At 50.4% G+C, this 25815-nt stretch carries 28 protein-coding genes and 1 riboswitch; of the genes, 2 read left to right on the top strand and 26 right to left on the bottom strand.

Features of this window, described 5'->3' with window-relative positions:
- Window positions 1–6: 6 nt before the first annotated feature.
- The 12 genes from yabQ to AC0YN3_RS30280 form a co-directional block, all read right to left on the bottom strand.
- Complete coding sequence (yabQ, locus tag AC0YN3_RS30335; RefSeq protein WP_475778632.1) at window positions 7–615, bottom strand: spore cortex biosynthesis protein YabQ; 609 nt, start codon at window positions 613–615, stop codon at window positions 7–9.
- Window positions 612–899, bottom strand: a complete 288-nt coding sequence (gene yabP / locus AC0YN3_RS30330) for a sporulation protein YabP (RefSeq protein WP_475778631.1) — start codon at window positions 897–899, stop codon at window positions 612–614. Before yabP ends, yabQ begins: the two co-directional genes overlap by 4 nt.
- Window positions 900–1065: 166 nt before the next feature.
- Window positions 1066–1815 carry a hypothetical protein gene (locus AC0YN3_RS30325; protein WP_475778630.1) on the bottom strand — a complete coding sequence of 250 codons (750 nt, stop codon included), beginning with the start codon at window positions 1813–1815 and terminating at the stop codon, window positions 1066–1068.
- A 326-nt stretch (window positions 1816–2141) separates the two neighbouring features.
- Window positions 2142–2432, bottom strand: a complete 291-nt coding sequence (locus AC0YN3_RS30320) for an RNA-binding S4 domain-containing protein (protein WP_183571266.1) — start codon at window positions 2430–2432, stop codon at window positions 2142–2144.
- Window positions 2433–2435: 3 nt separating this feature from the next.
- Window positions 2436–2708: an HU family DNA-binding protein gene (locus tag AC0YN3_RS30315; RefSeq protein WP_053373361.1), complete on the bottom strand. Its 273-nt coding sequence runs from the start codon at window positions 2706–2708 to the stop codon at window positions 2436–2438.
- 173 nt (window positions 2709–2881) lie between these two features.
- Window positions 2882–4372, bottom strand: a complete 1491-nt coding sequence (yabN, locus tag AC0YN3_RS30310; protein ID WP_475778629.1) for a bifunctional methyltransferase/pyrophosphohydrolase YabN — start codon at window positions 4370–4372, stop codon at window positions 2882–2884.
- Window positions 4373–4658: 286 nt separating this feature from the next.
- Entirely contained in the window at window positions 4659–6524 is a 1866-nt protein-coding gene (locus tag AC0YN3_RS30305; RefSeq protein WP_475778628.1) for a polysaccharide biosynthesis protein, read from the bottom strand.
- 162 nt (window positions 6525–6686) lie between these two features.
- Window positions 6687–7229 (bottom strand): stage V sporulation protein T, encoded by a 543-nt coding sequence (gene spoVT, locus AC0YN3_RS30300; RefSeq protein WP_183571260.1) that lies wholly within the window; start codon window positions 7227–7229, stop codon window positions 6687–6689.
- A gap of 291 nt (window positions 7230–7520) precedes the next feature.
- A complete protein-coding gene (locus tag AC0YN3_RS30295) occupies window positions 7521–7715 on the bottom strand; it encodes a hypothetical protein (protein WP_475778627.1) in 195 nt (64 codons plus the stop codon).
- Window positions 7716–7774: 59 nt separating this feature from the next.
- The gene (locus tag AC0YN3_RS30290; protein WP_475778626.1) at window positions 7775–8548 is read right to left on the bottom strand and encodes an ABC transporter ATP-binding protein; all 774 of its coding nucleotides are present in this window, start codon (window positions 8546–8548) and stop codon (window positions 7775–7777) included.
- A 50-nt stretch (window positions 8549–8598) separates the two neighbouring features.
- Window positions 8599–8748, bottom strand: a riboswitch (guanidine-I (ykkC/yxkD leader).
- Between the two features lie 203 nt (window positions 8749–8951).
- On the bottom strand, window positions 8952–9125 hold the full coding sequence (locus tag AC0YN3_RS30285) for a type II toxin-antitoxin system antitoxin (protein ID WP_475778625.1): 174 nt from the start codon (window positions 9123–9125) through the stop codon (window positions 8952–8954).
- A gap of 11 nt (window positions 9126–9136) precedes the next feature.
- On the bottom strand, window positions 9137–10009 hold the full coding sequence (locus AC0YN3_RS30280; RefSeq protein ID WP_475778624.1) for an SPFH domain-containing protein: 873 nt from the start codon (window positions 10007–10009) through the stop codon (window positions 9137–9139).
- Between the two features lie 187 nt (window positions 10010–10196).
- Between AC0YN3_RS30280 and AC0YN3_RS30275 the strand changes: the two genes are divergently transcribed.
- Together AC0YN3_RS30275 and AC0YN3_RS30270 are read left to right on the top strand one after the other, a co-directional pair.
- Window positions 10197–10583, top strand: coding sequence for a MerR family transcriptional regulator (locus AC0YN3_RS30275; RefSeq protein ID WP_475778623.1), 387 nt, complete (start codon window positions 10197–10199; stop codon window positions 10581–10583).
- Window positions 10573–10890 carry a thioredoxin family protein gene (locus AC0YN3_RS30270; protein ID WP_475778622.1) on the top strand — a complete coding sequence of 106 codons (318 nt, stop codon included), beginning with the start codon at window positions 10573–10575 and terminating at the stop codon, window positions 10888–10890. The genes AC0YN3_RS30275 and AC0YN3_RS30270 overlap by 11 nt, the downstream gene beginning before the upstream one ends.
- Before the next feature lie 271 nt (window positions 10891–11161).
- Here AC0YN3_RS30270 and urtE read toward each other — a convergent pair whose 3' ends face one another.
- The 14 genes from urtE to AC0YN3_RS30200 form a co-directional block, all read right to left on the bottom strand.
- Window positions 11162–11857, bottom strand: a complete 696-nt coding sequence (urtE, locus tag AC0YN3_RS30265; RefSeq protein ID WP_475778621.1) for an urea ABC transporter ATP-binding subunit UrtE — start codon at window positions 11855–11857, stop codon at window positions 11162–11164.
- Window positions 11835–12608: an urea ABC transporter ATP-binding protein UrtD gene (gene urtD, locus AC0YN3_RS30260; protein WP_475778620.1), complete on the bottom strand. Its 774-nt coding sequence runs from the start codon at window positions 12606–12608 to the stop codon at window positions 11835–11837. Before urtD ends, urtE begins: the two co-directional genes overlap by 23 nt.
- Window positions 12580–13668, bottom strand: a complete 1089-nt coding sequence (urtC, locus tag AC0YN3_RS30255) for an urea ABC transporter permease subunit UrtC (protein WP_475778619.1) — start codon at window positions 13666–13668, stop codon at window positions 12580–12582. Before urtC ends, urtD begins: the two co-directional genes overlap by 29 nt.
- A gap of 20 nt (window positions 13669–13688) precedes the next feature.
- Window positions 13689–14594, bottom strand: a complete 906-nt coding sequence (gene urtB / locus AC0YN3_RS30250) for an urea ABC transporter permease subunit UrtB (protein WP_441946344.1) — start codon at window positions 14592–14594, stop codon at window positions 13689–13691.
- Between the two features lie 128 nt (window positions 14595–14722).
- On the bottom strand, window positions 14723–15997 hold the full coding sequence (gene urtA / locus AC0YN3_RS30245) for an urea ABC transporter substrate-binding protein (protein WP_475778618.1): 1275 nt from the start codon (window positions 15995–15997) through the stop codon (window positions 14723–14725).
- 376 nt (window positions 15998–16373) lie between these two features.
- Window positions 16374–16502, bottom strand: coding sequence for a hypothetical protein (locus tag AC0YN3_RS30240; RefSeq protein ID WP_475778617.1), 129 nt, complete (start codon window positions 16500–16502; stop codon window positions 16374–16376).
- An 86-nt stretch (window positions 16503–16588) separates the two neighbouring features.
- A complete protein-coding gene (locus tag AC0YN3_RS30235) occupies window positions 16589–17656 on the bottom strand; it encodes a peptidylprolyl isomerase (RefSeq protein ID WP_475778616.1) in 1068 nt (355 codons plus the stop codon).
- Window positions 17657–17727: 71 nt separating this feature from the next.
- Window positions 17728–21315, bottom strand: a complete 3588-nt coding sequence (gene mfd, locus AC0YN3_RS30230) for a transcription-repair coupling factor (RefSeq protein ID WP_475778615.1) — start codon at window positions 21313–21315, stop codon at window positions 17728–17730.
- A gap of 50 nt (window positions 21316–21365) precedes the next feature.
- On the bottom strand, window positions 21366–21596 hold the full coding sequence (locus tag AC0YN3_RS30225) for an anti-sigma-F factor Fin (protein ID WP_475778614.1): 231 nt from the start codon (window positions 21594–21596) through the stop codon (window positions 21366–21368).
- A 63-nt stretch (window positions 21597–21659) separates the two neighbouring features.
- Entirely contained in the window at window positions 21660–22220 is a 561-nt protein-coding gene (pth, locus tag AC0YN3_RS30220) for an aminoacyl-tRNA hydrolase (RefSeq protein WP_475778658.1), read from the bottom strand.
- A gap of 282 nt (window positions 22221–22502) precedes the next feature.
- Window positions 22503–23153 carry a 50S ribosomal protein L25 gene (locus tag AC0YN3_RS30215; protein WP_475778613.1) on the bottom strand — a complete coding sequence of 217 codons (651 nt, stop codon included), beginning with the start codon at window positions 23151–23153 and terminating at the stop codon, window positions 22503–22505.
- 184 nt (window positions 23154–23337) lie between these two features.
- Entirely contained in the window at window positions 23338–24735 is a 1398-nt protein-coding gene (gene glmU, locus AC0YN3_RS30210) for a bifunctional UDP-N-acetylglucosamine diphosphorylase/glucosamine-1-phosphate N-acetyltransferase GlmU (RefSeq protein ID WP_475778612.1), read from the bottom strand.
- Window positions 24736–24993: 258 nt separating this feature from the next.
- Window positions 24994–25281, bottom strand: coding sequence for a septation regulator SpoVG (spoVG, locus tag AC0YN3_RS30205; RefSeq protein WP_183571227.1), 288 nt, complete (start codon window positions 25279–25281; stop codon window positions 24994–24996).
- A 130-nt stretch (window positions 25282–25411) separates the two neighbouring features.
- Window positions 25412–25810: a RidA family protein gene (locus AC0YN3_RS30200; RefSeq protein WP_475778611.1), complete on the bottom strand. Its 399-nt coding sequence runs from the start codon at window positions 25808–25810 to the stop codon at window positions 25412–25414.
- Window positions 25811–25815: the final 5 nt, after the last annotated feature.

Genomic DNA, 25815 nt, shown 5'->3' with positions numbered 1-25815 from the left:
GCGGTGTTACCTCCTAAACCATTTGCCCCACAATCGAGCGATTTGTTGTCCCATTCTGCTGGCTTTCTCGCTCAGCTGCCATTTGGATGCATAACGCGATAGCCAGCGGCCAAGCGGCCGGGTGGCTGGTCTTGCCATCCAAACAAACAATTTCCAAAATGGACGGACTAATTGTATCACAATTTTTAAGATGAAAATAGTGAGCGCAGACCCAAACGCAAAAATAACCATCAGCACTTTGTAGAGCAGCAGAATAGGCTTTACGACAAGAATATGCAAGCATTTGAGAATAAATCCGATTAGCTTCCTCACCGCTCCAATCATCCATTTCACGATTGCAATGACGATTCTGCTAAGCAGAAAATAATAGATGACGATGCCGATAGCCAGTCCGATAAAAACGTACGCCCGCACCTCGCCATTGTTGCTGGCGTACAGTACCCGAAAGACAATTAGCCCCGCCGCAATCCAATAGATGACGTCAAGCACCGGGAGCCACCAGCGCGGGAACCGCAGCTCATTCGTTACGACCCGATAGCCGTCGAATACCGTTCCCATGCCAAGGCCCGACAGCAGCATGACAGCCATCGTCAACCACTGCATACTAAGCGTCACTTAAATAGCTTCCCGAACAATCCCTTGGATTTGGCCGAGGCATTGCTGCCATCCATATAGGCGAGCGAATGGACAAGCCCCTCAATTGCCACCATTCCCTGTTCGAGGCTGAGATGCTTCATATGCAAATTTTGGCCCTTTACCGCCAGGAAGCCAAGCTCTGTCTCAAGTAAAAACTCCTCGCTGTCGAAGCTCTCTACGTTCACGACGCCCGTAAGCTCCAGCAGCTTTCGATTAAGCATTTTGACTTCCTGACGCTTCTGCCCCTTGCCTTGGTCAACCATAGACTCGTCCTCCGCTTCCTTAACATGTCTAGGCGCAAACGGCTGCCTGCAGGCCTGAAGCGGCGCGGCATGCGGTTTGCGTTGAATATAAGAGAGGGGCAAGCACAAAGCTTAACCTGCCTTATATGTTAAGACTAGCTTATGGGGCGGTGACGAGAATTAGAACTTAACTCGCTTGTTCGATCGCATCCTGCGGCTGATCGTCTCTCTCTGTCTTCACTTGCAGGAAGACTAGCAGCAAGACTACAGTTACCAATTGGTATATCCAACTAAAGCAGACATCAAACAGCGTAGCAGTAATCCAAGTCTGGCTCACGAAAAAGGAAAAAAGCAAGCCTTGGGCGATTATGAGAGCGGCTAATGCTAAAAACGCAGCCAGCCCGTACAAGACAAGCTTGAAGTAACGCTTGCGCGCCATGTCACGGCTAATCGTCATCGGGTTAACGCGTGAAGTATCCATAACAGAAACGATAATCGGGAGCAGCATGAGCCACACTATAAATAACAGGCACGGTATGACAAATACAATAATACCTGCAACGATAATCGCGCTATGCAGAAAATTGTACACGATCATGCGCGGCCATTTTTTCAAGCCCCATAACAATGACGGTTTAATCCCCGCACCTGTACCCGTTTCCGTCATTCTACCGAGGATGTAGTGAACGACCATTGGCGTAATCGCGCTTAGAAACAGCAGGTTAACGAAATTATCCATTCGATTATCCGGGAAAAACAGCGCACTGTCATCCGGTTCGAAAAAGTAATAATTTTTGATCGCTTCTATCGGCAAAGCAATAAAGGCTACGATAAACAAAATAGGCAGCGCATTTTTGAAAAATAACGAAAGGGCATGACCAATCAAATAAAAGCCCTTCCGTCGATACTCAGGAATAGGGAGCTGCAAAACATTCATGAAAGAGTCCTCCGACTATGTAAACCGAATCGAAATGATTGAAACACCTAAAAGAGGATAACTAGAAAAATAGTTCTGCGTCTAAGAAGAAACGCCTGACGGCGTCCTTTCTATAGATGCCATCGTTTCGGCGAAACGTATAGAGAAAGGATGAACAAATTCATATCCTTTCCTATACGTCAAGCGTAAACAGCTAAAGCCGTCCTCTGGCGGCCAAGCTTACGTTTGGCGTAGAAATATAGAGAAAGTTTGCGAAATCATATCCTTTCCTATATTTCAAAAAAAAAGGCTGCCTACAAGTATTATGCTTGTAGGCAGCCTCGTTGTTATTGCGGTTTCTCCCAGTCGAGCGTGTTCTCGCGCTGGCGTTGTTCTTCTTTCACCAAGGTATAAAGCTCTCCGGCTTCATCCTTACGGGTCGTCTCCGCTGTGCGTTCGATACGTACGGTGACGATTTTCTGGCCGTATTGGATTTGGAGCTCATCCCCTGCTTTCACGGCGCTGCTTGCTTTCGCTTCGCGGCCGTTGATCCATACGCGTCCTTGCTCGGAAACATCCTTTGCAACGGTACGGCGTTTGATCAGCCGGGATACCTTAAGAAATTTATCTAATCGCATAGATTATTGGATAGCTTCTTTCAACTTGTTGCCTGCTTTGAATGCAGGAACTTTTGCTTCCGAAATTTCGATTGGAGCGCCTGTTTGCGGGTTGCGGCCAGTGCGTCCAGCACGTTTGCGAGTTTCGAAAGTACCGAAGCCGATCAATTGTACTTTGTCTCCGCCTGCAAGTGCATCGGTTACTTCGCCCAAGAAGCCGTTAAGTACTGCTTCAACGTCACGTTTAGTCAAACCGCTTTTTTCTGCAATGTTGTTGATCAAGTCTGTTTTGTTCATTATAAAATCCTCCTAATTGTTTACCATTATTTGTGGTCGACGCTTGTGGCGCCGCCGTTGCTTCCAATTTTTACTCTCTCGAAGAATACTTATTCTGCCTACCTGCAAATAAATCCTGCCGCTGCTTGAAATTTTTTTGCGAATGGTGCCGAAAAAAGGCGATTCATGAGAAATCAAAACGATGATTGGCGCTTTGCCTCTTCCCATAAGCGATCCATTTCTGTTAAATCAGTCTGGTCAAATTGCTTGCCGCTTATACGAAGCTGATCCTCAATATACGCGAATCTGCTGCGAAATTTTTTGTTCGTGCGCGCAAGCGCCTCTTCGGGATCGGCATGAATGAAGCGCGAGGCGTTGACAACCGCAAACAGCAAGTCGCCAAGCTCCGAGGCTTGCTCCTCTTCTGTCTGTGACGCTATCGCTTCGCGAAGTTCGGCAAGCTCCTCTTCAATCTTCGCGAGAACAGGACCAATCTCATCCCAATCGAAGCCTACCTTGGCTGCTTTCTTCTGAAGCTTATAGGCTTTCATCAAGGAAGGCAAGTCAGGCGGGATGCCATCGAGTACCGACTTGCGGCTCGCATCGGTTCCTTTCAGGCGTTTCTCCTCGGCCTTCATTTGTTCCCAGTTCGCCAGCGCTTCTTGCGAATTGCTGGCCCCTTGCTCTCCAAAAACATGCGGATGGCGGAAAATAAGCTTCTCGTTTAGTGATTGTATCACATCATAGACAGAAAATGCGCCCGTCTCTTCTTCCATCTGGCTGTGAAGCATCACTTGGAGTATAACATCGCCGAATTCCTCCTGCATGCCGTCCGGATCGTCATTGTCGATGGCTTCAAGCGCTTCATACAGCTCTTCGATGAAATTTTTGCGAATGGATTGATGCGTTTGCTCCCTATCCCACGGACAGCCTTCCTCACTGCGCAGAATGGACACGATCTCATGCAGCCTCTCAAAAGAACGGTTGCGAAGCGATGCGTCCTCCGAGCGCGGCACCCAGATCAGCGACAGATTCCCGTAGCCCGGCGTGCGGTCAAGCTCATAAAGCGGAACGCGAAGAATTCGCTGCTCGACGGGCACGCCCAAAGCATGTCCGACGACGACTTCGTAATCATCCGGATATCGCTCCATCAGTGCCAGCTTCACATCCGATGCCGTGTACGTATCATACACCTGACCGATCAGCGTGTGAAGCTGCGGCTGAAGAAGCGAGGGCTGAAGCTCTGCCGCATCAAGCAGCGCGAAGCCTTCGATAGGATCCATGCCCAAGCTGACGAATGCTTGGTCAAGGAAGCTCTCGCCGCCGATAATCTGCAGCTCAATGCCGGCTGCAGGGCATTGCTCGCGAAGCAGCTGAACCGTGCGCTCGGCAACCATCGGATGGCCCGGCACGCCGTAAATAATGCCTTCTGCGCTGCTTTTGGCTTCCGAGATCAGCGTCTCAGCGATAGCCTTGTATACGTCCGGAAAAGAATCATACTGCTCGTAAAGCGAGTCAAACGACTTATACGCAATATCATTTTCTTGGAGCAAAGACATGGCCGGATGCTGCTCCGTGCGTACGAAAACACGCTCCGCTGCAAGCAATCTGCGCCATACGCCAAGCGTCAATTGATCCGGGTCGCCCGAACCGAGTCCGACAACCGTAAGCTGTGCATTTGCCATCCTTCGACAGCCTCCTCATGGATTCATTCGTTTTATGGTTACGATCACGTTAAGGCTGCTTGTTGCAAGCAAGCCGGCGGCAATCCTTTAAGATGCTGCATGCTTATGTAAATCCATGCCCCTTGCATGCCAAGCTGGCGGCAACTTTCCGAGAGATAGGCCATATTTTTCTCCAAAAAGTAATAATGGACCATATTAACGAAAACTTCAATATCATTATGAAAAATTAATAATACTTGCGGGCATTATTACAAAAGAATTGCACTCGCGGCCCCTTGTCGCGCCGTCATTCCTCTTCCCGCGCCCGCGGCATAAGCCGCCAGCGCTGCAGCCGCGCGGCAAGCACGCCGCCGCCCGGCAACGCGCGCAATTCACGCGCGCTTACGGCGCCGCCGCGCAGAGCCGCGGCGCCAAAGGCGCAAGCGCCGACGGCCACGCACGTCAGCGCAAGCGCAGCTGCTGCCGCCCTAGGCGGCAGCCCGCCAAGCGCGGCGCCAAGCGCTCGCTCGGCGACAGCAAGCGCCGCGGCCATGACCGCGAGCGCAAGGGCCGTGCCTGCGGCCGCGCTGCCGAGCAGCGGCCTCCGCCCTTCTCCGGCGCCGCTTCGCGCGCCCCAGCTGCCGGCGAGCGAAGCGCCCGCTTCGGCTGCCTTAAAGCGGACCGCCAGCGTGCCAAGCAGCGCGGCTGCCGTTAATGCCGCTATGCCGGCGGAAGCCGCCCCCTCAATGCCGTAGAGGGGAACAAGCGCGGCATTGAACACGCCTTTGAGCAGCGCTGCAACGAGCAGCAGTACTGCGGGAACGCGCACCGCGCCCAGCCCCTGCAGGACCGGCGCCGTAATCGCATTGACGCTGCCGGCTAATGCCGTGCAGCCGACAAGCGCGAACGAAAGCGTGCCTGCGGAATCCTGGTACAGCATCCTATTCATCGGTTCCGCCAGCATGACGAGCCCTAAGGCCGCTGCAGCTCCGATGGCCCATGCCGCCCGCTCCGTGAACGACAGCTGGACACGCAGCTGGCCGTACGCTCCGCGCATTCTGGCAAGCGCCAGCCCCGGAACGAGCGCAGCCGCAGCCGCTCCAGCAACCATCACAACGAGCTGCACAAGCGGCTGTGCTCGGCTGTATATGCCAAACAATGCCATAGATTCCGCCTCCGTCATCCCCACTTCCTGCAGCAAGCGGGGAACCATAAAGGCGTCGACCACACCTAGAACGGGAACGACAGCCGCTCCGAGAGCGACTGGCAGCGCAATTACGGCGAGCTTTTTCATTTCCGCGCGCAGCAAGCCAGCTTGCGGCGACAGCCGCTCCCGCCTGCGGGCGCGCCATGATTGGAATGCCAGCACGACAAGCGCCGCGCATGCCCCAAACGCCGAGCCGCTCATTACGCCGGCCGCTACCGTCGACTCCTCCCAGCCGGCTGACCAACTGAGTGCCAGCACAAGCAGCATGATGCCTACGCGGACCATTTGCTCCACGACCTGCGAAGCAGCCGACAAGCCCATTCTGCCAAGCCCCTGCGCGTAGCCCCTAAGCGCAGCGACAAACGGGGACAGCAGCAGGGCGAAGGATACGGAGCGAATAGCTCCCGCTGTCTCCGAATCGCCAATCCAGCCGGCAGTCGTTTCCGCACCGGACCACATCAGGCCAAATGCCACAAGTCCCGTGACGCCAAGCAGCAGAAGCGCTGCGTAAAGCGTCCGCCTAACGCCATCTGGATCGTTGCCCTTACGAAGCCGTTCCGCGATCAGCAGCGAAACAGCCGTAGGCAAGCCAGCCGTCGCAAGGACAGCCGCCAACTGGTAGAACGGGTAAACCGCGTTATAAATGCCGAATACCCGGTCTCCGGCCAAATTTTGCAGCGGAATTTTCTGAAAAACGCCTATCAGCTTAGATAGCAGCGCTGCCCCTGCCATCAGCACAACGCCGCTGGTCAGAAGTCCCTTTGCTCCTCGAGTCGTTTCAACGCGCCCTTCGGCAAGCGAACCAGACAGCCCGCCTGCCTCCTTCGCTACCGCAGATTCCTCGAGCGTAGCAGCGGTTATGCGTTTTTCTGACAAAGACATCTGCATATCTCCATCGGCATTTTGCCTGCTTGCAGGCCCGGACGATCCCGTCATTCGTCCTGATTTCCCCAACCTGCGTTTCATTCCCCACACTCCCGCTGTTCTGCCATTGATATTGGTAACTATTATACCTCACAAAAGCAAACGTTGAAAAAGCTTCCCCAATCGAAATTTCTTTCGATCAAAGAAGCTGTCATTTTCCGATTTTTTCGGTTTTCTTCCCTTTTCGGCAGCTAACAAGCTAACCTACTGCTCCATCTGCTTAGCCAAAAAGCCAGCAGCCGTTTCTGCCATTTTCGTTTCCATATTCGCCATTTTGACCGACTCATCCTTGCTGAGCAGGACGACCGTCCCTATCGGGTCGCCACCCGCGATGATTGGCGCAATCACGAAAGAGGTGTACGTTTCCTGCGTATCCTTCACAATTTCAAAGGCTCCGCCATTCGGTTCAGCCAGCGTCTTGCGGTTCTCCATGCAGCTCTCCAGCACAGCGCCTACTTGCTTATCCAGCAGCTCTTTCTTTGAAGCTCCTGCCACAGCGATTATGGTATCCCGGTCCGTGATCAATGTAATGTGGTTGGTGCCCTCGAATAACGATTCTGCGTATTCCTTTGCGAAATCGCCTAGCTCGCCGATAGGAGAATATTTTTTCAGAATAACTTCGCCATCACGGTCTACAAATATTTCCAGAGGGTCACCCTCGCGAATACGCAGTGTACGGCGGATCTCCTTCGGAATCACCACACGCCCGAGATCATCGATGCGACGTACAATTCCAGTTGCTTTCATTTCTTGTTGCCCCGCTTTCCTAGAGGATTTTGAATCGACTGGACACTTGCTGCTTGTTTATAACGAAGAAGAAACTTCCTTCAAAAGATTTTGAATCTGACCATAGTATTCATCCGCTCCCAAATTCTTATGCACGGATTACAGTTCTAGCCAAACGTTCCATCTCTTTTCGAAAAGGCGGCCAACCCACTTAACGGCCTGCGTGCTTCCGCTTCCTTATTATCCTTTTTCAGCATTCCCCATTTCTCCCTTTTGCTTGCATCCGAAAGTTATTTTGCGGCAGAATCCGAATCAGCGCTTCGCCCCGCTAAACAAAAAACATCCTGCCGCTCCGGAGAGAGCTGCAGGATGCCTGAAGAACATGGCGATAACGATAATGCCCAGCACCTTAAGAAGGCGCGGCCGTGCTTGGGGCGAAGAAGTTGATATCTCCGCTTGATCCTTTCGAACTCGTCGGTCTTTCCCTGTTCCACTCGTTTTTGCCATTGTCACGCCTCCTATGATGAATCGCTGAATAGCTGAATATTGGAATGTTGAGGATGAGCTTAATGCTTCAGCAATTGTCCCAGCTCTCGCTTCAAAGCAAGAAAATCGGGATGCTCGCGCACTTCCGGCGTGCGGCCTTCCGGCAGCTCTACGCGGAATTCCTTCAAAATACGTCCAGGGCCCGCGCCCATCACCACGATTCGCTGCGATAAGAAAATAGCCTCGTCAATATCATGCGTAATGAATAATACCGTCGTCTTCTCTTTCTCCCACACCTCGAGCAGCATCTCCTGCATTTCCAGCTTGGTCTGCGCATCGAGCGCGCCGAACGGTTCATCCATCAACAGCACCTTAGGCCGATTGGCTAACGCTCGCGCGATCGCTACCCGCTGCTTCATGCCGCCTGACAATTGCTTCGGATAAGCCTTGTCGAAGGATTCCAGCCGAATCACCTTGAGGAAATAATTCGAAATTTTACGCCGCTCCAGAATGGATATCCCTTTAAGCTTCAGCCCGTATTCGATGTTCTCGCGTACGGTCAGCCAAGGAAATAGCGTGTAGCCTTGAAATACCATGCCGCGGTCGGCGCCTGGCCCGATAATTTCCTCGCCGTCTACCTGAAGTGACCCGCCGCTTGGCTCATCAAGGCCGGCAACCATGCGGAGCAGCGTTGATTTCCCGCAGCCGGACGGCCCTACTATGGTTAGGAACTCATTCTCGCCAATCGTAAGATCAATATCCCGCAGCGCTTCAAACCGACTTTTTTTCGACTCGTATACCTTCTGCAATCCTTTAATTTCAATCGTTCCGCTCATCGATGGCGCAGCCAGCATAGGATCACTCCCTCTATCGTGGTTTGAAAATAATGAAAAGCCTGGGAGTAGTCTCCCAGGCTTTTATCCTTCCGTGTTATACAGCCTGAAGCCTATCAAGCTTTCATTGCTGTACGCCGTCTCTCGGACCAGAACTTAAACCGCTTCGCTCCTAGCGGAGAACTGCAAATGGCTTAAACGGAACCCTAGACAACTTGTCGCTCTCACTAATTTAGCTTGTGAAAGCCTTTATTTAGTTGTGATAAAACCTGACGTTAATTCGTAGTATAGAGCGAAACATACGGAAATGTCAATTCATATGTTAGGTTTTATTACACAACGTTAAAATATACCTTTTTTTCGTTCAAAAAGCGGCTATCGGACCATTCCCGATAACCGCTTTTCCACTCTTCGCAAATCCGATTCATTCATCCTCTTTGGTCGGTCGCTTCAGCCTGCCCGCTTTGCCCAGCGCTTCTCTTAGCAAAAATTCAATGTGCCCATTGACGCTCCGGAATTCATCTGCAGCCCACTGTTCGAGCGCACGGTGAAGATCCGGATCCAATCGAAGCGGAAATGCTTTCTTCTCTTTTGCCATAGGATTGGCCTCTAGCCGTACAACGTTCCAGTATTAATAACCGGAGTCGCGGCACGATCGGACACGATCGCCACCATCAGATTGTTCACCATCGCGGCTCTGCGCTCATCATCAAGCTTAATGCCGTTCTCTTCAAGCTGGCGAAGGGCCATATCCACCATCCCTACCGCACCCTCAACGATCTTCGAACGCGCCGATACGATCGCGATAGCCTGCTGCCTCTGAAGCATTGCACTTGCAATTTCCTGTGCATACGCCAAGTGAGTGAGACGAGTTTCCAGCACCTTCACCCCCGCTACCGATAGGCGGATTTGCAATTCACGGTTAAGCTCCCCCGCCACCTCATCCGCGTTCCCTCTGAGCGACACGGCCGCATCGTCGGAGAACACATCGTACGGATATTGCGCCGCAATATGCCGAACGGCCGTCTCGCTTTGAATTTCGACAAACCGCTCATAATTGTCGACATCAAAGCTCGCCCTAGCCGTGTCCATTACTTTAAATACGACGACTGCACCAATCTCTACCGGATTTCCTTCAGCGTCATTCACTTTAAGCGTTTGGCTGTTGAAATTGCGTACCTTCAAAGAAATATTCGTTTTGCTCGTAAGCGGAAGCACCATCCACAAGCCGCTTTCCAGCACCGAGCCCATATACGTACCGAAAAACGTCACAACCTTCGCCTCATTCGGCTGTACGATTGTAAGCGACGACAAGCTGAGGGCAGCAAGCAGCAATAGCAAAATGCCGACAACAATGAGCAACGGCGATACGCTTTCCTTGGAAGCCTCATAAATGATTAAATATGCACCGGCTGCCATAGCGACGACCGATAATAAAAGAGCTAAATAACCACTAACATACCAGGCCTTCTTTTCATTCATTTAATCCCGCCCCTTTTTGAAATATCATATTGTTTTGATATAAAAATGATATCACTTTTTACATAAATAAGCAATTGTTAAAAAAGTCTATTTTCATTTGGCGAACGCTCGAAAAACAGTTGACCCTGACACTAATGTCACCGTTTATACTGTATCTAAACCATTTCACAAACCCGGGGGCCCCGCCATGAGAATCGGTGAGTTATCACGCTTAACAGGCGTAAGCATACGGTCCTTGCGCCATTACGAGAAGCAAGGGCTGATCGCATCCATCCGTTTGCCTAACGGATACCGCGACTATTCCCCGCTTGCGGAGGACACGGTCGCAACCATTAAGCTTTATTTGAATCTCGGCCTAACAACAGAGCAAATTTCCAGCTTCCTTACCTGCGTATTAAAAAACAAAGAAGCATTCTGCGCCGAGGTCATGCCCGTTTATGAGCAAAAGCTTGCTGAAATCGAGCGGCAGCTCGCTCAGCTGACTCAAATCAAAGCCAATTTAGTCGATCGAATAAACTCGATTCAGCAGGGAGATCAGGCTAAAAAGTACGAGGAGGATCAAAATGACCATTAGAAATGCAGAATCGGACCATATGCTCGAATCCATTGTAAGCAGCGGTGTCGTCCTAGTGGACTACGGAGCACCATGGTGCCCTCCCTGCAAGACGCTGCTCGGAATTTTGGAAGAGCTGGATCGAGATCTGAATGGAATAATTGATATGGTAAAGGTCGACTGCGACAATTTGCCTGCTTCCGCCTCAGCGGCAGGCGTGCTAGGCATGCCTACGGTTATCGTCTATAAGGACGGGGTACCTATGGATAAATTAGTCGGACTGCGTCCTAAGGCGGTTTATCAAGCAGCCATCGAGAAATATTCGTAATAAGAAGAAACGCCTGACGGCGTCCTTTCAATAGACGCCATCGTTTCAGCGAAACGTATTGAGAAAGCATGAACAAAACCATATACCTCCATATACGTCAAGAAGAAACGGCATTGTCTCCCCTGCAAGAGGAGGGCAATGCCGTTTCCCGTAGAAATAGAAGAATACTTGATCGCGTGAAACATATAAAGCCTTATTTCTTAAAAGAAGCGCATCTGCCCTTTTGGCGGATGCGCTTCTTTTCGCTATTTATGAGGGCCGGTTCGTTACTCTATACAGTCAAATATTTTCGAATGACCTCATCGTCCAACGATTCTAGGCCACCCTCCCACGCAATGGCACCCTTCTCCAGCACGTAGAAATAGTCGCCGACGCTCTTCACGAAATCAAGGCTCTGCTCAACAAGCAGCACTGCCGTTTGGCCATCGGCTTTAATCGAGCGGATGACATCGCGAATATCATCCACGATGGAGGGCTGAATACCCTCGCAAGGTTCATCCAGCAGCAGCACCTCAGGCCTAGCGGCAAGCGCCCTTGCGAACGCCAGCTGCTGCTGCTGCCCACCGCTCAGATCGCCGCCCCGGCGCTCGTACATGGTCGGCAGCACCGGGAATTTAGCTATCGCCTCTTCCGGCACAGTCGATACCTTAACCCGGGACGCCTCCAAGCCAAGCAACAGATTTTCGTAAACGGACAGCTGCGCAAATATCTCGCGGCCCTGCGGCACGTAGCCGATCCCACTTTTGGCCCTCAGCCCCGGCGCTTTTTTCGTTAAGTCCTTGCCTTTATAGGAAACCGAGCCTTCCCTTGCTTTCAACAAACCCATAATGCTTTTCATAAGCGTCGTCTTGCCAACGCCGTTGCGTCCAAGCAGGCAGACGACCTGCCCCTGCTTCACCTTCATAGACACATCGCGCAAAATAACACTTTCGCCATACCCGGCCTCAAGCTGTTGAACGGCTAACATCGGCATCCCGCCTTTTCCCCAAGTACACTTCGGCTACACGGTCATCCCGCTGAATTTCGTCCATAGAACCTTCTTTCAACAATTTGCCTTCATGCATGACCGTGACCTTGCTCGCGAAATTCCGCACAAATTCCATATCATGCTCTACTACGACAATGGAACGCTTGCGCGCAATCTCATGCAACAGCTCACCCGTCTTATCCGTTTCCTTGTCCGTCATCCCCGCCACAGGCTCATCGAGCAGCAAAATTTCCGGTTCCTGAAGCAGCATCATGCCAATCTCCAGCCACTGCTTCTCGCCATGCGATAAGCCGCCTGCCCGCCAATCAGCCTTATTCTGCAAGCCAATCATCGTAAGCTGCCCATCGATGCGCGAACGCTCCTCCTCCGCCATTTTGGCAAAGAGCGTCGCAAACACCGTCCTCTTCTGGCGCATAGCGATTTCTAGGTTTTCTGACACGGTCATGGACGGAAAAATCGAAGGCGCTTGAAATTTACGGCCAATGCCGAGCTCAGCAATTTGATGCTCCTTCTTTTTTGTAATATCCACCTTGCCAAAGGTCACCCGCCCTCCGGTTGGCCTTACTTTGCCGCAGATAACGTCCAATATCGTCGTTTTCCCCGCTCCGTTGGGCCCGATAAGAAACCGAAGCTCCCCCTTCTCCAGCTTCAGGTTCATCCCTTGAACAGCCTTAAACCCATCAAACTCAACCGTAACATCATCACACAGCAGGATTGCGGACTCCTTCATGATTCGGCTCTCTCCTTTTTCTGCGGAACTTTATTTGACCAATCAGGCCGGCAACGCCTTTCGGGAGAAACACGACGACGACCACGAACAGCAAGCCCATGAAAAAAAGCCAGCCTTGCGGATATGCCGTACTGAATTCGCTTTTTGCCCAGTTCATTAGAATTGCGCCGAGAGCCGCTCCAACAAGCGTTCCTCGCCCGCCAATCGCAACCCATAGCACCATTTCAATGGAAGGCACGATTCCCAGCATGGACGGTGAAATAATGCCGACATGGAGCACAAACAGCATGCCCGCTACTCCTGCGATGCCTGCGGATATGGTGAACACGACCATTTGATAAATCGCCGGGTTGTATCCGATGAATCGAACCCTGTTCTCTCCGTCGCGAATGGCGCGGAGCACCTTGCCGAACCGGCTTCCAATGACGTAGCGGCAGAAGATAAATATAGCGATAAGAGCTACAACAGTGACATAATACAGCACGCGCTTCGTTTCCGGAGATCCAATCGAATAGCCAAGCACGGTCGAGTATCCCGTAATCCCATTCGTCCCGCCCGTGAACGCTTGCTGCCCAATAAGCAGGGTTGTCGTTATAATCACAAGCGCTTGCGTCAGTATCGTGAAATAAACGCCGCGAATTCGGTTGCGGAAGGTGAAATACCCCAGCACTAGCGCCAGGAGAGCCGGTATGGCGATACCCATAGCGACAGCAAACCAGAAGCTTTGGAACGGCTGCCAGAATAAAGGGAGCTCCTTGAGCCCGCTCCACCCCATGAAATCGGGCGGTTTGCCTCCGCTTGCCGCAAGCTTCAGATACATAGCCATGGCATACGCGCCAAGTCCGAAGAAAATGCCATGCCCCAGGCTTAGGATACCGGTGAAGCCCCATATTAAATCAAGCCCCAATGCCACAATGGCAAAGGCTAGAAATTTCGCAAGCAGGTTAAGCCTGAAATCACTGACGAAAAGCGGTGCAGAGAATAGCGCCGCAGCGGCTGCCGCGTATGCGATCAATATCCATATACGCTGTGGCGTGAATTTTTGCATTTGTAAACGCATGAGCATCCCCCCATCTTTTCCTAATCCAGCGACCGCGAGCGCATCGCAACAAGTCCCATCGGCTTCCACTGCAGGAAAGCGACGATGCAAACAAACACGAGCACTTTGCCTAGCGATGCATTTGTCCAATACTCAAACAGCGTATTGAACATGCCGATTCCCGTCGCTCCAAGCACGGTTCCGACAAGCTTGCCGACACCGCCAAGCACAACGACCATAAAGGCATCGACAATATAGTACGTCCCGAGCGAAGGCCCGATTGGGCCAAGCAGCGTTAGCGCACAGCCAGCAATACCCGCAATACCCGATCCGATAGCAAAGGTCATGGCATCGACTCGCCGCGTCGATACACCCAGACAAGAGGCCATGTCACGGTTCTGCATAACGGCACGCATTCTTCTTCCCTCATGGCTGCGGTAAATATAGAAGTACATGGCAACCAAGCAAGCGATTACGAGTGCAATAATAAAAATGCGCTTGTAAGGCAAGAGCGTGCCGTCCATAATCTTCATGCCGCCATTCAGCCACGCCGGGCTCGTCACCGCTACGTTGGGCGCACCGAAGATGGATCTCGCCAGCTGCTGAAGCACAAGGCCGACGCCCCAGGTGGCAAGCAAGCTGTCTAGCGGCCGTCCATACAGAAAGCGGATGAGCGACATTTCAAGAATGAGGCCAAAGATAAAGGCGATCACAAAGCTGACCGGTACCGCTAGCACGAAATACCAATCAAACATGGATTTGGGCAAATAATCTTGAAATAAATTTTGCGTAAGGTACGTGGAGTAGGCACCAATCATAATCAACTCGCCGTGCGCCATATTGATAACCTTCATCAGGCCGAACGTGATCGCCAGACCTAAAGCAACCAGCAGCAAAATGGAGCTTATGCTTAAACCATTGAATAGCTGCAGCAGAAATACTTCCATATGACCACTCCCCTCTAACGTAAACCGCTGTAGCCGTTCACCTTTTTTTAAAAAGATAGGGAGTATTCGAAGTTAGCCGAATACTCCCCCGTGTATCGCTGCGTATTAGACCACATCTTGCTTATGAATTATTCTGTCGGCTGAATGCTAGCCGCCCAATCGTAACCTTTCAAATACGGATCCGGCTTAACCGCTTCGCCCGAATTCCACAATTCCTTGAATTGTCCGTCAGCCTGCACTTCGCCAATCCGCACCGTTTTGTAAATATGCTGCGTCGCACCATCGATTTTGACTTTGCCTTCTGGCGCATCCCACTCCAGCTCTTTCGCAGCTTCCTTTACTTTATCCACCTCGACCGAGCCCGCTTTCTCAACAGCCGCCGCCCACAAGTACACCGCTGTATAGCCGGCTTCTATCGGATCGGCAGTTACGCGCTCGTCTCCGTATTTTTTCTTGTAATTATCCACGAACGTTTTGTTAGCCGGCGTGTCTGTCGTTTGATAGTAGTTCCAAGCCGCCAAGTGGCCTTCCAGCACATCGACGCCGATGCCGCGAATCTCTTCCTCCGCAACCGATACGGACAGGGTCGTCAAGTCTTTGGCCGTAATTCCCGCATCCTTTAATTGCTTGAAGAAAGCAACGTTGCTGTCACCATTCAGCGTGTTGTACACAACATCCGGCTTCGCTTCTTTGATTTTGCTAATTAATGTACTGTAATCCGTGTGGCCAAGCGGCGTATATTCTTCACCTACAAGCTCGCCGCCTTCCGCTTTCAACTGCTCTTTGATGACGAGGTTCGCGGTACGAGGGAATACGTAGTCCGAACCGAGCAGATAAAACTTCTTGCCCCGGTTCTCAAGCAGCCAAGAGACCGAAGGAACGATCTGTTGGTTCGTCGTAGCACCCGTGTAGAAAATATTAGGGGATGATTCCAATCCTTCGTACTGCACGGGATACCAGAGCAGACCGTTCAGCTCTTCGAATACCGGCTTCATTGCTTTCCGGCTTGCCGAAGTCCATCCTCCGAATACCGTAGCGACCTTATCCTCCGAAATCAGCTTGCGTGCTTTCTCAGCAAAGGTCGGCCAATCGGATGCGCCATCTTCCAGTACGGGAACGATTTTTTTGCCCAATACGCCGCCGGTTGCATTGATCTCGTCAATCGCCATCATTTCTGCGTCAATGACAGAAACCTCACTAATGGCCATCGTGCCGCTCTGCGAGTGCAAGATGCCTACTTTAATTTCCCCCTCCGCGCTTGATCCCGAATTTGCTGTGTTCGTTGCTTTATCTGTCTCCCCATTCGTAGATGCCGTTTTGTTGTTATTGCCTCCGCAGCCTGCCAATACGATCGTTACCGCCACTAGCAACAAACTGAATTGATAAAACATTCTCTTTTTCATCTTCCCACTCCCCAATTCTTTATATTTGTCTCTATTTCCGAACATTCTCTACAAAACACTTTCTAACGTTCGTGGATTCATTATAGAATGACCAGAATATGTATGTCAATATACTTTACACCAAAATTTTCAAGGGATAGATTTTCACTCAAAAATAGGCTTTTAGGGGGATTTTTATTGTTTTTGAGTTAGGTATATTTACACAATAAAATGATATCCTTCTTAGTTATTCTTAACCAGCTTCTTTTATGATATATTTACTTACATTAAAACAAAAAAAATCACCTGGAGCTTCTATTACGCTCCAAGTGATTTTTCATGCATCTTTTATTTTTATTTTCTTCGGCCCGCTGAATCAGCATCGTAACGAATAGATCTATCTGCTCCGTAATTGCAAGCTAATCGCCACTATGCTTGGCGCTGTAATATCAAGCACGGTGGACGCATCGCCCGCTTTACACACGAGACTTGTCGCCTTGCGGAGCAAATACTGACTCGTTTTCATCCTGCCATCCTTCCTTGCCCCCATACTTTACAAAAAGACCCCTTAACCATAGAACGGTTAAAGGGTCCGGCAAGCCTCTATACTTCTTATTTCGTCGCAGGTGCCTCTGTAGGCGCATCCGTAGCTGGAACATCTGTTGCCGCTGCATCGTCACCGGCAGGCGCGTCGCTTGCAGGTGCTTCTTCTTCAGCTTTCGGCAGCTTGCTGACAATCTCTTGTTTAGGCAGCTCGTCCGTCATATATTTGTTCATGAGCGTGTATGCGACAGCGCTTTTCACTTCTTCTTTAGTCGCATCGGTCACTTTGTCGTATGCCGGCGTATCGCGTTTTTCCACAAGAATAACATGGTAGCCAAACTCGGTTTCTACCGGCTCGCCTACAACGCCAATTTCTTGTTTGAATGACGCTTGTTTGAATTCTTCTACCCAATTGCCGTTCTTCTGGTCTTCATAAAGCCCGCCTTTTTCCTTGGAGCCTGGATCGTCAGAATATTCTTTGGCAAGGGCTGTCCAATCTCCGCCTGCATCAAGCTTCTGCTTCACTTCTTTGGCACGTGCCAAAGCCTCTTCGGCTGTACGGAGTTCTTTCTCCTCTTGCGTCGTTTGATCCGTTGTTTTTGTTGCAACAAGAATATGACGCACCGAAACGGTAGCGTAATTGACTAGATTCGTTTCATATTCCGTTTTCATTTGCTCATCTGTTACTTGGGAATTCATATGTGCCACAACCTTCGAGGTGAGTAGCAGGTAGTTTTCCATATCTTTGTTTTTTAGTTTCTTCTCATCCAAAGCCGCTTTCAATTCCGTATTCGTTTTTAGCTGCTCCTTGAATTGCTTCATTTGCTCAGCCACTTCTGTCTCAGCCGTCTTAACCGATGCCTCGGAAGCCTGGCTGCCAAGAATTTTGTAAGAAATATACTGCTGGAGCAACTGCTCCTTAAATTGCGGAATTTCAATGAGCTGCGCGTAAGTAGGCTGAATAACCGTGAATACATCCAAATACTTATTGAATTCCTTATCGGTTACGTTACCGCCTTTGTAGGTTGCTACTTCCGTTTCTTTCGCGCCGCATGCCGCCATTGTCATGACTAGCAGCACTGCCACGATAAGCAGCGCGCTCTTGCGCCATGCCAATTTGCGTGAATTGTGTAACATGTTGAATCCCCTTTCATTTTGTGAACTTGATAGTATTGTATCAGAAAAGGAACATATAAAGCGAATATTGTCTATGGGGTCACATTTTGCAATTGGTCCTGATACAGAAGCGTATCTTTATAGCCTTGCAAAAACTGCTCGATCATATGAATCTTCTGCTCCATGTTCAATCCCTTGCCTCTGAGCAGGATGCTTGGATTCGGCTCTTGGTCGCTTCCCTGCTTGAATCGGTTCTCGTGCTTCAGGCATAGCTGATCGACCTTTTTTCGGTCGATACGGCGCTTCTCGCCCGTTGCGAAACGAAGGAGAATATCATCGCCCTTGCCGCTGATTTGCTCCATTCCGTATTGCGTCCCATATACTTTCATTCGCGCAACGGCAAGCAGATTGCTTACTGCCTGCGGAAGATCGCCAAACCGGTCTACCAGCTCGTCGATTACATCATCCGACTCTTCGAAAGTACGAATGGCAGCGACTTTTTTGTAAATCTCGATTTTCTGAATGCTGTCGTAAATGTAATCCGACGGCAAGTAAGCGTCGATGCTGACATCGATTACGGTGCTTACCGGCTTCTCTTCTTTAATTTCCTCGCCGCTCATCTCTGCCTTGCGCTTCGCAATCTCATCGGCAAGCATCTGTGAATACATATCAAAACCTACCGAAGCTATGAAGCCATGCTGCTCGGCTCCAAGCAGATTGCCCGCCCCGCGTATGGACAAGTCCCGCATTGCGATCTTGAAGCCGGAACCGAGCTCCGTGAACTCCTTTATCGACTGCAGACGCTTCTCTGCTACCTCGGTAAGCACCTTGTCTCGCTGGTAGGTAAAGTAAGCATAAGCTATTCGGTTTGAGCGTCCAACACGGCCGCGCAGCTGGTAGAGCTGCGAGAGTCCCATCTTATCTGCGTCATGAACGATAAGCGTATTAACGTTCGGAATATCTACGCCCGTTTCGATAATGCTCGTACTGACCAGAACGTCCGACTCGCCATCAAGGAAATCAAGAATCGTCTTCTCCAGCTCCTGCTCGGACATTTGACCATGCCCAACCGCAACTCTAGCTCCTGGTACGAGAGCATTAATCTGCTCGGCCATTTGATAGATGCCTTGCACCCTGTTGTAGAGATAATAGACTTGGCCGCCGCGCGCAAGCTCCCGCTCGATCGACTCTCGTACGAGGGACGGACTGTATTCCACGACATACGTTTGAACCGGGAAGCGGTTCTCCGGAGGTGTCTCAATGACCGACAAATCCCGCACGCCGAGCATCGACATATGCAGCGTTCTCGGAATCGGCGTCGCTGTCAGCGTGAGCACGTCGACATTTGTTTTCAGCTTTTTCAGCTTCTCTTTATGGGAAACGCCGAAACGCTGCTCCTCATCGACGATCAGCAGTCCCAGTGATTTAAATATAATATCCTGTGAAAGCAGGCGATGCGTACCGATAACGACATCAACCGTCCCTGCTTTCAGACCCTTCATCGTATCGTTCTGCTCTTTGCGCGAGCGGAATCGACTAAGCACCTGAACATTAATCGGATAACCGGCAAAACGCTCCCGGAATGTTTCATAATGCTGCTGTGCCAGAATCGTGGTCGGTACCAGAACGGCAACCTGCTTGCTGTCCATCGCCGCTTTGAATGCTGCACGGATAGCGACCTCCGTCTTGCCATAGCCCACGTCGCCGCAAAGGAGACGATCCATCGGCTGCGTTTTTTCCATGTCCTTCTTAATCTCTTCGATCGCACGAAGCTGGTCACGCGTTTCGTCATAGGGGAACATCGCCTCGAACTCATTCTGGTACGAGGTATCTTGTCCGAAGGAATAGCCTGGCGCCGTTTGCCGCTCTGCATACAGCTTTATGAGATCATCTGCAATATCCTGCACAGATGCCTTTACTTTGCTCTTGGCCCGCGTCCATTCGCTGCCGCCGAGCTTGTTGACCTTTGGCTCTTTGTCCTCGTTGCCCACATACTTCTGAATCATGTCCACTTGCTCAATCGGGACGGACAGCTTATCCCCGCCCGCGTAAAGGATATGCAAATAATCTTTATGAATGCCTGCTATCTCAAGCGTACCGATGCCTACGTATTTGCCGATACCATGATTATGGTGAACGACGTAGTCGCCGACTTTAAGCTCCGTGTAGCTTTTAATGCGCTCGGCATTGTCTACCTTTTTATCCAATCTCCTAGCTTTGCGCTGCTTCTGCGAGAACATCTCGCCTTCCGTAATAATAACAAGGTGGGAAGACGGCAGCTCGAATCCGGACTGCAGGTTGCCCTCCAGCAGCGTCGGCATTTCAATGCTGTAATCATCAAGAACACGCCGCATCCGTTCCATGCGTTCCGCGTTGCCCGCAAGCATCATGACCGTTGCCCCTGTTTTATGCCAACGCTCCATTTCCGTCTTGAGCACATTCATCTGTCCATGGAAATTTTGCATCGAACGGCTGGTCATATTTAAGATGTTTTGAGGCTGCGAATGCGGAATTTGTCTTAAGAACAAGGATAAGAACAAAGTTGGGAACGGACGGTGATGCAGGATCTCTTCCGTATCGCGCGCCAATACAAAGCCTGGCAGCGATTTGCCGTTCTGAAGCAAATGCATCGACCATTCCGCCTCATCCCGCTCCAACTGCTTGGACGTCTCGATTAGGCGCGTTGGCTCATCTAGTATGAGCAGCGTATCGCTCGGCATATAATCGACAATCGTTTGCCGCTCTGGATACAGCAATGAAACATACTTATAGATCTCAGGGAAATAAACATGCTCGCGCAATCTCTCTATCTCGCCGCCGAGCTCCGTACGGAGACGGTCCTTCGCCGTTCGGTCCGTCATCTTGTCGAGCTGCTTCTCAAGCAGCTGCTGCGCGTGGCCAGCCGCAACTTCCATACGGTGCCCGTCTGCTAGAAGCTCCTGGCATGGCGGAACGACAAAAGACTCCAACCTGTCGGAAGAACGCTGATCCGCCGGGTCAAAGGTGCGAATGGAATCAATATCGTCTCCGAACCATTCAATGCGATACGCATGAGAGGCCGTTATGGGATAAAAGTCAACAATGCCTCCGCGCACGCTCATCTCGCCGCGAAGCTCAACCCGGTCAGCCCTCGCGTAGCCGAGCGCTGTCATTTGGCGAAGGAACGTATCGATTGGCAGCGAATCCCCAACCTTTACATCGATTTGTGCTTCGGCCATCACGCCGCTGATCGGCAAATAACGACGAACCCCTGAGAAGGGCACGACAACAATCCCGCGATAGCCTTTGGACAGCTTGATCAGCACGTCCATTCGCTGCGCCAGCGTCTCGGGACTCGAGATCGCTGCTTCTGCAGCCACCAGCTCATTGGCGGGATATAACAATACGCTATCTGGAGAAAGACATTCCTGCAAATCCTCTGCGATCTTCTGCGCCGAGAACATATTATGGGTAACTACGAGCATAGGACGCTCTACATCTTCCTGCAGCGCTGCAATAAGCACCTGTCTGGAAGAGCCTGCGAGACCAGATATCATCTGTTCACGCATGCCTTTACGAATACCGGATATGACGGACTGAACGTCCGCATCCGCGGCAAAAGCATTAATTAACGCTTTCAACTTTTGCGACACCCCGTTTCTATACACAATCGGAGAGTGATACGATCGCTCCCTGTACATTGAAAAGAAGCCTCAGCCAAACCGCTAAGGCTCACAACATTTACTTGCCGTCATTGAAGTGGACTTGTTACCAAATGAAGCTCTGGGTTCGCATCAATCGCCTCTCGGCAATAATCGCAAACGACCTTTACCGTTACATCTCCATTTGGGTCATACGCTATTATATCGCTGCGTTCTTCGGGGGTCAAGAAATGGAAACCGAGCTGCTGCTCAGTAATATCCGACCCACTTAGGGAACCGATTGACGTTCTGCAATGCCGACAGATATAGTTTACAGCCATATGTATGCCTCCTGAAGGGTTGTTATTCCCTTCAGTATGCCCGCTTAATGGCAATTTAACAGATTAACGGTTAAACTTTGCCATTGTTTCCTCGAATGGAGCCTTCAGCCTGAATTCTATTGCATCGCATGCGTCCGAAACCATTGCAGACAGCTTCTCTTGCTCACTCTTCGGAAATGACGAAAGCACATAATCGGCAATGTTCATGCCCGGCTGCGGCCGAGATATGCCCATTCGAACGCGATCGAATGTCTGCGTGCCCAAATGCTGGATGAGGGACTTGATTCCATTATGGCCCCCAGCACTTCCTTGATAGCGAAGACGCAGCTTGCCGATTTCAGTATCCAAATCATCATATACCACGACCCCGTCTGCTAGATCCGCCTTGAAGTAGTCGAGGAACGATCGAACGGACTCACCCGATAAATTCATATATGTCATCGGCTTTATAAGGATGACTTTCATCCCTTGCACATTGCCCTCGCCGATTAATGCTTTGCATTTATTTTGCGTTACGTTAATACCCCAGCGCTTTGCCAGCTCGTCAATGACCATAAACCCGACATTATGCCTAGTCCCTTGATAAGCGCCGCCAGGATTGCCTAGTCCTGCAATCCACCTCATCGCTTGCTCCACTCCTTTACGGACAAATGTAACATAATCTATTGCAAGCGTAAACACGTAGACGTATCCGGCGTAGGCAGTATCTATTCGGTTAAGCCTCCGATAAGAAGCGTCTACGACGTTCTGCAAGAGGAAGATATCCGTTCCTCGTAGAAGCAGAAGAATACTATATCGCGTGATACATAAATAGTTTTACCTTTCAAACAAACAGCAAACAACGCCGTCCTCATTCTGGACGGCGCCGATTGCGCTACGCATCTATCTCCTGCTAAGCAGATATCACTACAAGCTTTTGACGCCTTCAAGCTGCTCTTCCTTGGAACGGGCATCGGCCTCTGCAGCTTCCACTGCTGCATTCTCTGCTTCTTCCTCGGTAAGCTCCTTCTGCGGCGCCAGTATAGTTACGACAACCTGCTCTGGATCAGCTAGCGCCTCTACGCCTTTCGGCAGGCTCAATTCGCTAACCAGCAAGCTTCCGCCAACCTCTAGCGCGGAGATATCTACAGCCACCGCATCAGGAATACTGCCCGGCAAGCACTGTACCTCAAGCTCATGTAGGATAATTTGGAGGATTCCGCCTTCACGCACCCCTTGCGAATCTCCTTCCGCTTGTATGCGGACATTGGCACGGACATTTTCATTCATATTTATTTGATGGAAATCCACGTGCAGCACCTGACGGCTTAATGAATCCCGCTGGATCTCCGATATCATCACAGACGTTTTTCCGTGTGAAGGAATATTAATCTCCAGCACGGCATTCGGATGGCTACGCAGCAGCGCTTGCAGCTCTTTGCCATCCACAGCCACTTGCGCTGCTTGGTCTAATTGTTTTCCGTAAATCACGCCTGGTATTTTTCCTTGGAGCCGCAATTGGCGCAACTCGCCTTTCGTCGCGACCGTTCGTTGATCCGCCTTCATAGCTATCGCCATATCGATTACCTCCTAAAGTTTGCTTTGTTTAGAAATACTAAACGAAGCATCGTAAATCATTTCCCTATAACTTACCCACTCCCGTCAAAAATTAAACTTTTAATTCCTTCTCATTACTTAAAAAAACATGCAGGGGAGAATTCAATTAAGAATTCTCCCCTGCATGTTTTCGTTAAGAACCGAATTATTGCTTGCCTTTATCTTTCTTTGCTTTGGCACGTCCACGGATTTTGTCCGCGTAGCCCGCTTTGTTCACTTGACGCTCGCGCGCGATAGCAAGATCGCCGGCTGGAACGTCATGCGTTACCGTTGAACCCGCTACGACATATGCGCCATCACCGATTTTTATAGGAGCAATCAAGTTGACGTTGCTTCCGACAAACGCATTGTCGCCGATCTCGGTTACGAATTTATTGTAGCCGTCATAATTGACCGTTATCGCGCCGCAGCCGATATTTACGTCTTTGCCGACCTTTGCATCGCCGACGTAGCTTAAATGGGATACCTTGCTACCGTCATCAAGCGATGCATTTTTAAGCTCGACAAAATCGCCGATTTTGCAGCCTATGCCGAGCTTTGAGCCTGGACGCAGATTGGCATAAGGTCCCACTGCGCTCTTATCGCCAACAATTGATTCCGCTACAACCGAATATTTGATGGCTACGCCATTTCCTACCGTACTGTCCGCAATGTCCGCCTGCGGCCCGATCACGCAATCTTCTCCAATAACCGTTGAACCGCGCAGCACGGTACCCGGGTAAATAACCGTATCCGGTCCGATTTGAACATCAGCCTCTATATAGGTTGACGATGAATCGATTAGCGTTACGCCGCCTAGCAGATGATTGCGATTAATCCGCTCGCGCATAAAGCCTTCAGCCTCTGCAAGCGCAACGCGGTCGTTTACACCAATCGCTTCGGCTAAATCAGTCGTACAGTAACCTTGAACCGATTGTCCGGTCTCGCGGAAGATGCCAATTACATCGGGTAAATAATATTCACCCTGCGCATTATGGTTCGTTACCTTTGCGAGGGCCGCGAATAGCTTTTTGTTGTCAAAGCAATATGTGCCTGTATTAATTTCTTTAACGGCAGCTTCCTCGGCAGAGCAGTCCTTCTGCTCTACGATCCGCTGCACGGTGTCGTCAGTTCCCCGAATAACGCGTCCATAACCGGTTGGATCGGCAAAAGCTGCCGTCAATACGGTTGCAGCCGCCCCGCTCGAATGGTGAAGCTCAAGCATCGCTGTAATCGTTGCAGCTTTCACAAGCGGAGTATCGCCGCAAATGACGATCGTCGTCCCTTCTTCATCGCCAAGCAGCGCTTCTGCTTGGCGCACGGCATGCCCCGTACCGAGCTGCTGCTCTTGCAGCACGTATTCTGCACGGTCACCCAAATACGACTTAACCATTTCCGCACCGTGTCCAACGATGACGACTGCACGTTCTGCTGCCGCTTCTTTGACTACGTCCAGCACATGGCCGACCATCGGCTTGCCGCATACCGGATGCATCACTTTATATAACTTCGATTTCATTCGCTTGCCCTGTCCGGCAGCAAGCACAATCGCCATAACCTTCAATTAAAAGACCCCCTAGATCGTCTATCGATATTCATTGCAGCATTTCGCCATTTACTAGCTATATTATATTCCATTATACGAAGATGTTCTTGGATTTCCAAGCGTTAACGCTAATGGGCCGTCTATTCCTACTTATATCTAGGCTGTAGCTCAATTACGCCGATCCTATGTATCGACTCTATCAGAAAACTGCAAAAAAAAGAAAAGAGAGCCATGGCTCTCTTCTCCAATCAACCCCAACCTCGAAAAAAACTTTGTTTAAGCGCCTTCTTCAATGACTACTTCTTCTGATTCTGCGGCACGCTCGTATTCAGCGAGAACAGCAGCCTGGATTTTCTCCCGAGTTGTTGAAGAGATCGGATGAGCGATATCCCGAAATTCTCCATCCGGAGTACGTTTGCTTGGCATTGCAACGAACATACCATTGTTTCCATCGATGACACGAATATCGTGAACAACGAATTCATTATCAATAGTAATGGATGCGATCGCCTTCATACGCCCTTCGGAATTTACGCGGCGGAGTCTGACATCAGTAATTTGCACTTGTGTTCACCACCTTTGTCTATCAGAGACTTGGTGTATACTTCCACGTTTTTGTGCCAATTCCTTCTACATTTTTGGTAAAATCATGCTCTATTTAAAATATTTTTTTTAAATTGAATCTTTTTCGTTTTCATTCGACAATTGTCGATGCAATGACCTCTATTTCGACAAAAACATCCTTTGGCAGTCTTGCTACCTCAACGGTAGACCGAGCTGGCTTATGCTCTCCAAAGTAAGTGGCGTAAATGCCGTTTACCGTCGAGAACTGGTTCATATCCTTCATAAATACAGTCGCCTTCACGACATCCTGAAAGCTCGCACCGGTAGCCGCAAGCACGGCCTCCAAGTTGCGGAATACTTGATGGGTCTGCTCTTCAATGCCGCCCTCAACAAGTTCGCCCGATGCGTCAAGCGGTATTTGTCCAGAAGTAAACAATAGCCCGCCGAGCTTAATCGCTTGCGAATACGGTCCGATCGCCGCAGGCGCTTTGTCCGTTGAAATAACTTGCAATGGTTGTTTTGTTGTCACTTAGG

The sequence above is a fragment of the Paenibacillus sp. J22R232 genome, from assembly GCF_056269165.1.
This window is presented reverse-complemented; position numbering and strand designations above follow the sequence as displayed.

Coding starts and splice junctions, on each gene's coding strand:
- yabP (WP_475778631.1), bottom strand. CDS start 899: ATGGTTGACCAAGGCAAGGGGCAGAAGCGTCAGGAAGTCAAAATGCTT.
- AC0YN3_RS30325 (WP_475778630.1), bottom strand. CDS start 1,815: ATGAATGTTTTGCAGCTCCCTATTCCTGAGTATCGACGGAAGGGCTTT.
- AC0YN3_RS30320 (WP_183571266.1), bottom strand. CDS start 2,432: ATGCGATTAGATAAATTTCTTAAGGTATCCCGGCTGATCAAACGCCGT.
- AC0YN3_RS30315 (WP_053373361.1), bottom strand. CDS start 2,708: ATGAACAAAACAGACTTGATCAACAACATTGCAGAAAAAAGCGGTTTG.
- yabN (WP_475778629.1), bottom strand. CDS start 4,372: ATGGCAAATGCACAGCTTACGGTTGTCGGACTCGGTTCGGGCGACCCG.
- AC0YN3_RS30305 (WP_475778628.1), bottom strand. CDS start 6,524: ATGAAACGCAGGTTGGGGAAATCAGGACGAATGACGGGATCGTCCGGG.
- spoVT (WP_183571260.1), bottom strand. CDS start 7,229: ATGAAAGCAACTGGAATTGTACGTCGCATCGATGATCTCGGGCGTGTG.
- AC0YN3_RS30295 (WP_475778627.1), bottom strand. CDS start 7,715: ATGGCAAAAACGAGTGGAACAGGGAAAGACCGACGAGTTCGAAAGGAT.
- AC0YN3_RS30290 (WP_475778626.1), bottom strand. CDS start 8,548: ATGCTGGCTGCGCCATCGATGAGCGGAACGATTGAAATTAAAGGATTG.
- AC0YN3_RS30285 (WP_475778625.1), bottom strand. CDS start 9,125: ATGGCAAAAGAGAAGAAAGCATTTCCGCTTCGATTGGATCCGGATCTT.
- AC0YN3_RS30280 (WP_475778624.1), bottom strand. CDS start 10,009: ATGAATGAAAAGAAGGCCTGGTATGTTAGTGGTTATTTAGCTCTTTTA.
- AC0YN3_RS30275 (WP_475778623.1), top strand. CDS start 10,197: ATGAGAATCGGTGAGTTATCACGCTTAACAGGCGTAAGCATACGGTCC.
- AC0YN3_RS30270 (WP_475778622.1), top strand. CDS start 10,573: ATGACCATTAGAAATGCAGAATCGGACCATATGCTCGAATCCATTGTA.
- urtE (WP_475778621.1), bottom strand. CDS start 11,857: ATGTTAGCCGTTCAACAGCTTGAGGCCGGGTATGGCGAAAGTGTTATT.
- urtD (WP_475778620.1), bottom strand. CDS start 12,608: ATGAAGGAGTCCGCAATCCTGCTGTGTGATGATGTTACGGTTGAGTTT.
- urtC (WP_475778619.1), bottom strand. CDS start 13,668: ATGCGTTTACAAATGCAAAAATTCACGCCACAGCGTATATGGATATTG.
- urtB (WP_441946344.1), bottom strand. CDS start 14,594: ATGGAAGTATTTCTGCTGCAGCTATTCAATGGTTTAAGCATAAGCTCC.
- urtA (WP_475778618.1), bottom strand. CDS start 15,997: ATGAAAAAGAGAATGTTTTATCAATTCAGTTTGTTGCTAGTGGCGGTA.
- AC0YN3_RS30240 (WP_475778617.1), bottom strand. CDS start 16,502: ATGAAAACGAGTCAGTATTTGCTCCGCAAGGCGACAAGTCTCGTGTGT.
- AC0YN3_RS30235 (WP_475778616.1), bottom strand. CDS start 17,656: ATGTTACACAATTCACGCAAATTGGCATGGCGCAAGAGCGCGCTGCTT.
- mfd (WP_475778615.1), bottom strand. CDS start 21,315: ATGTACAGGGAGCGATCGTATCACTCTCCGATTGTGTATAGAAACGGG.
- AC0YN3_RS30225 (WP_475778614.1), bottom strand. CDS start 21,596: ATGGCTGTAAACTATATCTGTCGGCATTGCAGAACGTCAATCGGTTCC.
- pth (WP_475778658.1), bottom strand. CDS start 22,220: ATGAGGTGGATTGCAGGACTAGGCAATCCTGGCGGCGCTTATCAAGGG.
- AC0YN3_RS30215 (WP_475778613.1), bottom strand. CDS start 23,153: ATGGCGATAGCTATGAAGGCGGATCAACGAACGGTCGCGACGAAAGGC.